Genomic DNA, 9,178 nt, shown 5'->3' on the forward strand with positions numbered 1-9,178 from the left:
TCCTCAGAGGTCGGCGACCAGGGCCACCCGGTTGCCGGGCTGGCGCTCCAGCCGGCCGGCCAGTTCCAACTCGACCAGGGCGACGGCGACGGCGGAGGGAGACAATTGGCACCGCCGGATCAGTTCGTCAACCGTTACCGCGCCCGGTCCCAGTTCGCGGCCCAGCCGGTGGCGGGCCATGTCGAGCTCGGCCTGGGGGGCAATGGCGACCGGCGGCGGGCTGAAGGCGGGTTCGTCCGGGGCGGCCAGGGCCCGCCGTTCCGGCGGCCCCAGGGCCTCGATCACCTCGGCCGCCGAGCCGACCAGGGTGGCGCCCTGGCGGATCAGGTGATTGGGTCCCTCGGCCCGGGGGTCGAGCGGCGAGCCGGGCACGGCCATGACCTCGCGCCCCTGCTCGCCGGCCAGCCGGGCGGTGATCAGCGAGCCGGAGCGGGCCGAGGCCTCGACCACCACCACCCCCAGGGCGGCGCCGGAGATGATGCGGTTGCGGCGCGGGAACAACTTGGCCTGCGGCTCGGTGCCCGGCGGCATTTCCGAGACCACTGCGCCGAGCCCCAGGATGTGGTCGTAAAGGCTGGCGTTCTCGGGCGGGTAGATGACGTCCGCCCCGCCGGCCAGGACCGCCACCGTGCCCGGCGAGCGGCCGGCCGCCAGGGCCCCGGCGTGGGCCGCGGTGTCGATCCCCCGGGCCAGGCCGGAGATGACCAGAAAGCCCGCCTCGGCCAGATCGTGGGCGATGCGGTGGGCCAGCTTGCGGCCGTTGATCGAGGCGTTGCGCGCCCCGACCACGGCCAGGGTGGGGGTTTTCAGGATATGCGGGTTGCCGAGCACGCAGAGCATTGGCGGGGCGTCGGGCAGGGTGGCCAGCAGGGGTGGAAAGCCGGCCTCGCCCTGGGCCAGCAGATGGCCGCCCAGTTGCTCGATGGCGGCCAGCTCCTGCGCCGCCCGGCGTTGCGAGGCCACCCGGATGGGCCGCTTGCGTCCGCCCCGGGCGGCCAGCTCGGGCAAGGCCTCCAGCGCCGCCGCCGCCGAGCCGTGGCTGGCCAGCAGGTGGCGGAAGGCGACCGGCCCGACGTTCTCGCTGCGCCACAGGCGCAGCCAGTCGAGTCGGTCCTGTCGCGACAGGGTGTGGCACGTCTTCATGAGAACAAGTGTGGATCAAACGCGCCGAAAGATCAATCTTTCAGTTCTCAGGCGGCCTTTTTCGCGCCCATCCTGGGCTCCTCGCCGCGCACCAGCCGGCCGATGTTGTCCAGGTGGCGGTAGAAGGCCATCAAGGCCAAGGCGAGGTAGACCCCGGCGTGCAGCGGGTCGGCCAGCAGCAGGGCGAAGGCCGGGGCCAGCCCGAGCGCCGTCAGGGCCGACAGCGAGGACATGCGGAACACCCCGGCCACCACCAGCCAGGTCAGGCAGGCCGCCACGCCGACCGGCCAGGCGGTGGCCAGCAGCACGCCCAGCGTGGTCGCCACCCCCTTGCCGCCCTTGAAGCCCAGGATGAAGGAGTAGTTGTGGCCGATCACCGCCGCCGCGCCGGCGATCAGCGGGCCGACGGTGGCCACCGGGCCGGCACTGTCGGCGCCCAGATGATTGACCGTCATGTGGGCGACGAGGACGGCGATGGCGCCCTTGGACGAATCGAGGATCAGGGTGGCCAGGGCCAGCCCCTTGCGCCCCGTCCGCAGAACGTTGGTCGCCCCGATGTTGCCCGAGCCGATCTTGCGGATGTCCCCCGCCCCGGCCAGGAAGCAGAGCACCAGGCCGAAGGGAATGGCACCCAGCACGTAGCCCCCCTGGGCCATCAGGGCGGCCAGGGCGAAAAGGTTGTCGTGGGCGTCCATGGAGTGTCCTTGACGGGCGGGCGGGTGAAAGGCGGGCGGGCGAGAGGTGGGCGAGGGGGCGCGATCAGGCAGCCGACTGGTAGACCCGGCGCCCGTCGATCACCGTCATCAAAACCCGCCCCTGGACCAGCCGGCCGTCGAAGGGCGAGTTCTTGGACTTGGAGTTGAGGCTTTCCGGGGTCACCTTCCAGGGCGCCTCGGGGTCGAACAGCACCAGATCGGCCGGCCCTTTTCGTTCCAGCCGGCCGCCCGGCAGGCCGAGCAGCTCGGCCGGTCGGCGGGTCATCAGGTCGAGCCCCTGGAGCAGGGTCAAATGGCCGTCGCGGACCAGTTGCAGGGTCACCGGCAGCAGGGTTTCCAGGCCGATGCCGCCGAACTCGGCGTGGCGGAAGGGGCGGCGCTTGCCGTCCTGGTCCTGCGGCGCATGGTCGGAGGCAATGACGTCAATGGTCCCGTCGGCCAGCGCCGCGATCACCGCCTGACGGTCGCTTTCGCGGCGCAGGGGGGGCGACAGCTTGGCGAAGGTGCGGTAGTCGCTCACCTCGCCCTCGTTGAGGGCGAAGTAGGGCGGGGCGGTGTCGCAGGTGACCGGCAGGCCGGCCGCCTTGGCCTGGCGGATGACCTTGAGCGCCGCCTCGGTGGAAACGTGGGCGAAGTGCAGCCGGGCCCCGGTCATGGCGGCCAGCCTCAGGTCGCGCTCGACCAGGATGACCTCGGCCTCGGCCGGAATGCCGGCCAGCCCCAGCCGGGTCGACAACTCGCCGGCGTTCATCAGGCCGCCGGCGGCCAGGGCCGGCTCTTCCGGATGCTCGACCACCAGCAGGTCGAAGGTGGCGGCGTAGGACAACACCCGGCGCATCACCTGGGCGTTGGCGATGGCGCTGACGCCATCGGTGAAGGCCACCGCCCCGGCCTCCGACAGCAGGCCCAGCTCGGCCACCTCCTGGCCGGCCAGTCCCTTGGTCGCGGCGGCGTAGGGGTAGACCTTGGTCAGCCCCAACTGGCGGGCCCGGCGGGCGACGAACTCAAGGGTCGCCTCGTCGTCGATCACCGGGTCGGTGTTGGGCAGGCAGACCATGCCGGTCACCCCGCCGGCAACCGCCGCCTGGGCGGCGCTGGCAAAGGTTTCCTTGTGCTCCTCGCCCGGCTCGCGCAGCTGCACCCGAATGTCGATCAGCCCCGGCGCCAGACACTTGCCGCCACAGTCGATGACCTCCACGCCGACATCGCCCAGCACCCCCGGGCCGGCCAGTTGCGGCCCCAGGTCGACGATCATCTCGCCATCGGTGAGGATGCCGCCGTGGGCATCGAGCCCGCTCGCCGGGTCGAGCAGGCGGGCGTTCACATAGGCCACCCGGCCGGGCTTTTGATGAGCCATGGCGCCGTTGCTTTCCTAATTCCGGGCGTCCGGGGAGCCGCGCTCGCGGGTCAGCCGGTCGAGCACCGCCATGCGCACCGCCACCCCCATTTCCACCTGCTCGCGGATCACCGAGCGTTCCACGTCGTCGGCCACCACGCTGTCGATTTCCACCCCCCGGTTCATCGGCCCGGGGTGCATGATCAGGGCGTCCGGCCGGGCCAGCGCCAGCTTCTCGCGGTCGAGGCCGAAGAAGCGGAAGAACTCGCGGATCGAGGGGATGTAGCTGCCGCCCATGCGCTCGGTCTGCAGGCGCAGCATCATCACGATGTCCACATCAGCCAGCCCGGCCCGCATGTCGGTGAAGGCCTTCACCCCCATCGCCTCGATGCCCGAGGGCAGCAGGGTCTTGGGCGCGATGACCCGGACCTCGGCCCCCATGGTGGTCAGCAGGTGGATGTTCGAGCGGGCCACCCGCGAATGGGCCACGTCGCCACAGATGGCCACCGTGAGACCGTCCAGATGGCCCTTGCGGCGGCGGATGGTCAGGGCGTCGAGCAGGGCCTGGGTGGGGTGCTCGTGGCTGCCGTCGCCGCCGTTGATGACCGAGCAGTTGACCTTTTCCGACAGCAACTGCACCGCCCCGGAGTCCGGGTGGCGCACCACCAGGGCATCGAGGTGCATGGCGTTCAGGGTGACCGCCGTGTCGATCAGCGTCTCGCCCTTGTTCAGCGAACTGGTCGCCGTCTCCATGTTGATGACGTCGGCACCCAGGCGCTTGGCGGCCAGCTCGAAGCTGGTCCGGGTGCGGGTCGAGTTCTCGAAGAACAGGTTGACCACGGTGCGCCCGACCATCAGGTCGCCCTTCTTGGCCGGCCCCCGGCTCTGCTCCACATAGGTGTTGGCGCAGTCCAGCAGGTCGACGATCTCCGGCGGCGTGAGCCCCTGGATTCCGAGCAGGTGGCGATGGGTCGATGGGGTGGTCATGGGGGCGGACTATAGGCGCCGCGCCGGTTTCCGGCAACTGTCTGTGCGGGCTCGCGCAATGGGGCGGAAATGGGGCGGGGGCGGGGCCTTGCGGCCATGCTTTGGCCCCCCTTTCGGCCCTGGTTCGGCCACCCTTCGTCGGCACCATGGCGAGGTCCGTACCAGAGCTGTCCGGAGGGAGTGACCGCCATGACCCAGGACCCCGCCCAGTTTTCCCCACCGGGTTCCCGCAAGAAATCCCTTGCGGCGCCCGCCCGCCTGCCCCTGCCGTTGCTGCCGACCCTGCTTGCCCTGTCGCTGCTCGCCGCCCTGCTGGCCGCCCGCCCGGCCGCCGCCGCGCTGTCGTTCGAGGGCCCCGAAGGGGCGGTGAACAGCCTGATCGAGTTGGACCGCACGGCCATTCCCGCCGGCCGGCCCGATCAGCTCTACGTTATCGTGCGCCTGCGCGCCCCCCAGGACGTCGCCGATGGTGAGCGTCCCCGGCCGCCGCTCAACCTGGCCCTGGTGCTCGACCGCTCGGGCTCCATGGAATCGAAGGGCAAGATGGACTACCTGAAGGCCGCCGCGCGCGACCTGATCGACCGTCTGGCCCCCGGCGACCGCCTCGCCATCGTCGAGTACGACGACCGCATCACGGTGGCCGCGCCGTCCGCCCCGGTGCGCGATCGGGCGGCCCTGAAACGGGTCATCGACGGCCTGGAACCGCGCGGCTCGACCAACCTGGCCGGCGGCCTGCTGGCCGGCCTGCACTCGGTCGCCGCCCATTACGACAGCGAGGCGGTCAACCGCGTGCTGCTGCTCTCCGATGGGCTGGCCAACGTCGGCCTGACCACGACGCCCGAGATCCGCAACGCCCTGCTGCGCGGCACCACCCGCCGCCTGCCGGTGACCACCCTGGGCCTGGGCCTGGACTACAACGAGGACCTGATGCAGGACGTCGCCGAATACACCGGCGGGGCCTACCACTACATCGAAAGCCCGCACCAGATGGCCGACGTCTTCGCCCGCGAACTGTCCGCCCTGATGGACACCGTGGCCGGCGACATGCGGCTGGAATTCCGCCCCGGCGGCGCGGTCAGCAACGTCACCGTGTTCGGCTACCCGTCGCATCGCCAGGGGGCGACCACGGTCATCCCGCTGCCCGACCTCTACGCCGGGCAGGAGCGCACCATCACCCTGCGCCTCGATGTCGCCGGCCAGGGCCAGGGCAGCGTCTCGCTGGGCCAGCTCGATCTCGCCTATCGCGACGTCAAGGCCGAACAGCCCGTCCACACCAGCCAGGCCCTGAGCGTGCTCGCCACCACCGAGCGCGCCGTCCTCGATACCGCGCTCAACCGCGAGGCCAAGGTGGAAGCCACCCTGGCCGAGGTCGAATCCCGCCACCAACAGGCCCTGGAAAAAGCCCAGGCCGGCCGCTGGGACGAGGCCCAGGCCGACATGGCCGCCACCGCCCGCGAACTGGAAGACGTGAACCAGGACCTCGACGACGCCCGCCTCTCCGACAAAATGGAAGCCCTCAAGGTGGAGGAACAACAGGTCGGCGCCGCCGCCGCCGCTCCCGCCTCGGCGAGCAGCAAGATGTTCATGAAACGCTCGAAAAACCGCCTCTACCAAGCCTACCAAGGGGAACGCGGCGGCTATGTCCTGAGCCCCGGCGACAGCGGCCCGCAGGTGGAAGACCTGCAAAACGCCCTCTCCGCCGCCGGCCTCTACACCGGCCCCGCCGACGGCGTCTTCTCCCCCGACCTCGAAAACGCCGTGCGCACCTACCAAACCAACAACGGCCTCGATACCGACGGCCGCGCCGGCCCCCAAACCCTCAACAGCCTCGGCCTCTACTGACCCCCACACCCCAACCATCCGAGGCGTGGCGACCACGACCAAGGGGGCGCCGCCCCCTTGGAACCCCCGCCGGGGGGACCAGGGGTCCCCCCGGACCCCCGCCGCGACTTAAAGCCGTGAAGAGGGGGGTATCCGAGCCCGCGGGCTCGGATACCCCCCTCTTCACGGCTTTGACTCATGGTGGGGTCTGGGGAGGCCCCCGGCCTCCCCAGCGGGGTTCAAAGGGGCGGCGCCCCTTTGCTCATGGCTGCCACGTCTCGGACGGTTGGGTGTGGGGGTCAGTTGGCCGTGGGTGAGGGTCAGGGTTCGGGTGGCCAGTCGGGTTCGGAAGTGGGGGTCGTGGGAGACCAGGATCAGGGTTTGGGGCAGGTTATCGAGGATGGTGACGAGGTGTTCGGTGGTTGGTTCGTCGAGGCCGTTGGAGGGTTCGTCGAGGAGCAGCACGTCGGGTTTCATGGCCAGCACGGCGGCCAGGCTGACCAGGCGTTTTTCGCCCCCGGAGAGTTGGTGTGTGATGCGGTCGCGGAAGGTGGAGAGGCCCAGTTGGTCGAGGGTTTCGCGCACTCGGTGTTCGGCCGCCGCGCGGTCCATGCCGAGGTTCAGCGGGCCGAAGGCGACGTCTTCGGCGACGGTGGGGCAGAACAGTTGGTCGTCGGGGTCCTGGAAGACCAGGCCGGCGCGGCGGCGCACCTCGTGGAAGTCGGCCTCGCGGCGGCGCGGCTGGTCGAAGGCGACGACGTGGCCGGCGCTGGGGGTGAGCAGGCCGACCATGATCTGGAGCAGGGTGGATTTGCCGGCTCCGTTGGCCCCGGTCAGGGCGAGCCGCTCTCCCGCCGTCACGGTCAGCGAGGCGCCGGCCAGGGCGGGGGGGCGCCCGGGGTAGGCAAAGTGGATGTCGGACAGCTCAAACAGGGTGGGCATGGCCGACCCAGTCTGACAGCGGCCCGCCGGGCATGTCCAATCCCACCAGCGCCGCCAGCAGGGCCAGCGCGAGCAGCAGGAAGGCGCTGTCCGTGGTCTGCCAGGAGAGGCGGTCGAGGCAGTACAGGCGGCCGGTGAAGCCGCGGCACTTCATGGCCCCGACGATGCGTTCGGCCCGCTCCAGGGCGCGGACCAGCATCATGCCGACCAGATAGCCGTAGCTGCGCCAGGTGTGCAGGCTGTTGCGCGGGCGGAAGGCGCGGGCCTTCATGGCGGTGCGCAGGCGGCGGTTCTCCTGGCCCAGCACGTCGATGTAGCGGATGGTGAACAGCAGCAGGTGGACCAGCCGGCTCGGCGCCCCCAGGCGGCCCAGGGCATGACCCAGGGTGGTTGCCTCCATGGCGCCGGCCAGGGCGAGCAGGGCCAGCACCACGGCGTTGGCGATCAGGCCGATGCGCAGGGCGGCGAGCAGGCCTTCCTGGCTGGCTGGCAGGCCCCACAGTTCGAACATGGGGGTGCCCGGGGTGGTGAAGGGCAGCATCAGGAGCATCAGGACGACGAAGCCGTCCATGGCCAGCATGCGCTTCAGGGTCGGCCCCACCGGCAGCCGGGCCAGGGCGGCGGCGAGGCCGGCCAGCAGCAGGGCCAGGGCGAGCACCCACGGCGACTTCAGGCACACCACCACCCCGGCGAAGGCGGTCACGGCGAGCAGGCGGGCCCGGGGGTCGAGCCGGCCCAGCGGCGCCGGGCGCCGGTGGGCGAAGGGTTCGGGCCGGGGCTCCGGGCCAAGGGCGTGACCACCGAGGGCGTGACTCATGCGTCGGGGGACTCTAGCGGGTGTTCAGGCGGCGCCGGGCGGCCAGATAGAAGCCCAGCCCGAACAGCCCCATGATATAGCCGATTCCGCCCAGGATGCTCTCCAGGTTCTTGTGTTCCTTGAAGGCCATCAGGTCCTTGCGCAGGGGCTTCACCTCGGCCCGCACGGCCTGGGCGATGCGTTGGTCCAGGTCGGCCGGCACGGCGGCTGTCGCGGCGGCCGGGGAGCCTTCGGCCGGGGCGGCGGCCTGCTGGCCCAGATCGGCCGGCAGGTCGTCGGCGGCGACGGTGATCTCGGCCACGTGTCCGGCCCCCAGGTCGGCCCGGAAAACGTGGGTCACCCGCTGGGTCGGAGTGAACAGGAAGACGCCGTCGGCGTCGGTGCGGGTGGTGCCCAGCGGGTTGCCGTCGGGGTCGACCACCTCGATCGGGATGTCGGCCGCCATGTCGCCGTTGGAAAAGCCGACCTCGCCCTCGATGGCGGGATTGGTGGCGAAAATGGCGGCCACCACCTTGTGGGCGGCGGCGGGCAGCGGGGCGAGGGCCAGCGCGGCGGCGGCGAGCAGGGCGGGCAGAAGACGGCGCATGGGTGGGAACCTCCGGGCGGCGATCAGGGGCGCGTGGCGAGGGTGGCGAACAGCTCGGGCTTGACCCGGTGGGCGAGCAGCACGGCGGCGCCGCTGATCAGCGCCTCGATGATCATCACCGGGATATGGGCCAGGAAGACCAGCCTGGCGGCGGGCAGGAACTGGTCGCCCGACAGGGCCAGCGCCAGGCCGACGCAGGCGGTGGTCAGGGCGATCGCCAGGCCGCCCCCCAGGGCGCCCCAGGCGGCGGCCACCCCGGGCCGCTGGCTTTGCAGTCCGTGCCGGCACAGGTACCAGACGAGGACCGCCGGCAGGGCGATGTTGACGGTGTTGACGCCCAGCACGGTCAGCCCGCCGAAGCCGAAGAACACGGCCTGCAGCAGCAGCCCGACGAACAGGGCGGGAAAGGCGGCCCAGCCGAGCACCAGCCCGGCCAGACCGCCCAGGATCAGATGGACGCTGGAGGGCCCGATGGGCACATGGATCAGCGAGGCGACGAAGAAAGCGGCACTGAGCACTCCGGCCGCCGGGATCTTCTCGGTCGGCAGGGATTTCAGGCCCATGGCCAGACCGCCAACGGCCAGCACGGCGCCGCCGATCACCACCTCGGGCGCCAGGGCGCCATCCACGATATGCATCGGGTATCCTCCAGCCGGTGGTGATTACAGGTCGTAGGCGCGGATCCACAGGACGGCGTCCTGCGAGAGCTCCTTGCCCTCGTGCTCGGTGTCGGGGCCGCTGCCCAGGGCGGCGAAGCCCCAGAAGCCGGCCTTGGGAATGCCGAAGGTGAATTCGCCGTCGGCATCGGTGATGGCGACCAGGGTGCCGCC

9 protein-coding genes are annotated in these 9,178 nt (G+C 71.2%); 1 reads left to right on the top strand and 8 read right to left on the bottom strand.

All coding sequences use genetic code 11. The features are described 5' to 3' along the window. Nucleotides 1–3 precede the first annotated feature (3 nt). The 4 genes from dprA to BLR95_RS03035 form a co-directional block, all read right to left on the bottom strand. Nucleotides 4–1,143 (bottom strand): DNA-processing protein DprA, encoded by a 1,140-nt coding sequence (gene dprA, locus BLR95_RS03020; protein ID WP_092615137.1) that lies wholly within the window; start codon nucleotides 1,141–1,143, stop codon nucleotides 4–6. Between the two features lie 47 nt (nucleotides 1,144–1,190). After that, complete coding sequence (gene plsY / locus BLR95_RS03025) at nucleotides 1,191–1,838, bottom strand: glycerol-3-phosphate 1-O-acyltransferase PlsY (RefSeq protein WP_092615141.1); 648 nt, start codon at nucleotides 1,836–1,838, stop codon at nucleotides 1,191–1,193. Between the two features lie 64 nt (nucleotides 1,839–1,902). Continuing rightward, entirely contained in the window at nucleotides 1,903–3,216 is a 1,314-nt protein-coding gene (locus BLR95_RS03030; RefSeq protein ID WP_092615144.1) for a dihydroorotase, read from the bottom strand. Between the two features lie 15 nt (nucleotides 3,217–3,231). Beyond that, nucleotides 3,232–4,182: an aspartate carbamoyltransferase catalytic subunit gene (locus BLR95_RS03035; RefSeq protein ID WP_092615146.1), complete on the bottom strand. Its 951-nt coding sequence runs from the start codon at nucleotides 4,180–4,182 to the stop codon at nucleotides 3,232–3,234. A gap of 189 nt (nucleotides 4,183–4,371) precedes the next feature. On the opposite strand from BLR95_RS03035, the gene BLR95_RS03040 reads away from it, so the two are divergent. Further along, entirely contained in the window at nucleotides 4,372–6,024 is a 1,653-nt protein-coding gene (locus BLR95_RS03040) for a peptidoglycan-binding protein (RefSeq protein ID WP_176787559.1), read from the top strand. Between the two features lie 162 nt (nucleotides 6,025–6,186). Here BLR95_RS03040 and BLR95_RS03045 read toward each other — a convergent pair whose 3' ends face one another. The 4 genes from BLR95_RS03045 to cbiM are packed head-to-tail and all read right to left on the bottom strand — an operon-like array spanning nucleotide 6,187 to nucleotide 8,986. Beyond that, entirely contained in the window at nucleotides 6,187–6,945 is a 759-nt protein-coding gene (locus BLR95_RS03045) for an energy-coupling factor ABC transporter ATP-binding protein (RefSeq protein WP_092615152.1), read from the bottom strand. After that, the gene (gene cbiQ / locus BLR95_RS03050) at nucleotides 6,929–7,762 is read right to left on the bottom strand and encodes a cobalt ECF transporter T component CbiQ (RefSeq protein WP_092615155.1); all 834 of its coding nucleotides are present in this window, start codon (nucleotides 7,760–7,762) and stop codon (nucleotides 6,929–6,931) included. Before cbiQ ends, BLR95_RS03045 begins: the two co-directional genes overlap by 17 nt. A gap of 13 nt (nucleotides 7,763–7,775) precedes the next feature. Next, entirely contained in the window at nucleotides 7,776–8,348 is a 573-nt protein-coding gene (locus tag BLR95_RS03055; RefSeq protein ID WP_092615158.1) for a cobalt ABC transporter permease, read from the bottom strand. Between the two features lie 23 nt (nucleotides 8,349–8,371). Continuing rightward, complete coding sequence (gene cbiM / locus BLR95_RS03060) at nucleotides 8,372–8,986, bottom strand: cobalt transporter CbiM (RefSeq protein WP_092615161.1); 615 nt, start codon at nucleotides 8,984–8,986, stop codon at nucleotides 8,372–8,374. Nucleotides 8,987–9,178 lie beyond the last annotated feature (192 nt).

This window comes from Roseospirillum parvum (assembly GCF_900100455.1).
GTDB lineage: Bacteria > Pseudomonadota > Alphaproteobacteria > Rhodospirillales > Rhodospirillaceae > Roseospirillum > Roseospirillum parvum.

Bases quoted from the DNA above. Each gene is read 5' to 3' on its own strand.
- BLR95_RS03030 (WP_092615144.1), bottom strand. From the start codon at position 3,216: ATGGCTCATCAAAAGCCCGGCCGGGTGGCCTATGTGAACGCCCGCCTG.
- cbiM (WP_092615161.1), bottom strand. From the start codon at position 8,986: ATGCATATCGTGGATGGCGCCCTGGCGCCCGAGGTGGTGATCGGCGGC.
- BLR95_RS03055 (WP_092615158.1), bottom strand. From the start codon at position 8,348: ATGCGCCGTCTTCTGCCCGCCCTGCTCGCCGCCGCCGCGCTGGCCCTC.
- BLR95_RS03035 (WP_092615146.1), bottom strand. From the start codon at position 4,182: ATGACCACCCCATCGACCCATCGCCACCTGCTCGGAATCCAGGGGCTC.
- BLR95_RS03045 (WP_092615152.1), bottom strand. From the start codon at position 6,945: ATGCCCACCCTGTTTGAGCTGTCCGACATCCACTTTGCCTACCCCGGG.
- cbiQ (WP_092615155.1), bottom strand. From the start codon at position 7,762: ATGAGTCACGCCCTCGGTGGTCACGCCCTTGGCCCGGAGCCCCGGCCC.
- BLR95_RS03040 (WP_176787559.1), top strand. From the start codon at position 4,372: ATGACCCAGGACCCCGCCCAGTTTTCCCCACCGGGTTCCCGCAAGAAA.
- dprA (WP_092615137.1), bottom strand. From the start codon at position 1,143: ATGAAGACGTGCCACACCCTGTCGCGACAGGACCGACTCGACTGGCTG.
- plsY (WP_092615141.1), bottom strand. From the start codon at position 1,838: ATGGACGCCCACGACAACCTTTTCGCCCTGGCCGCCCTGATGGCCCAG.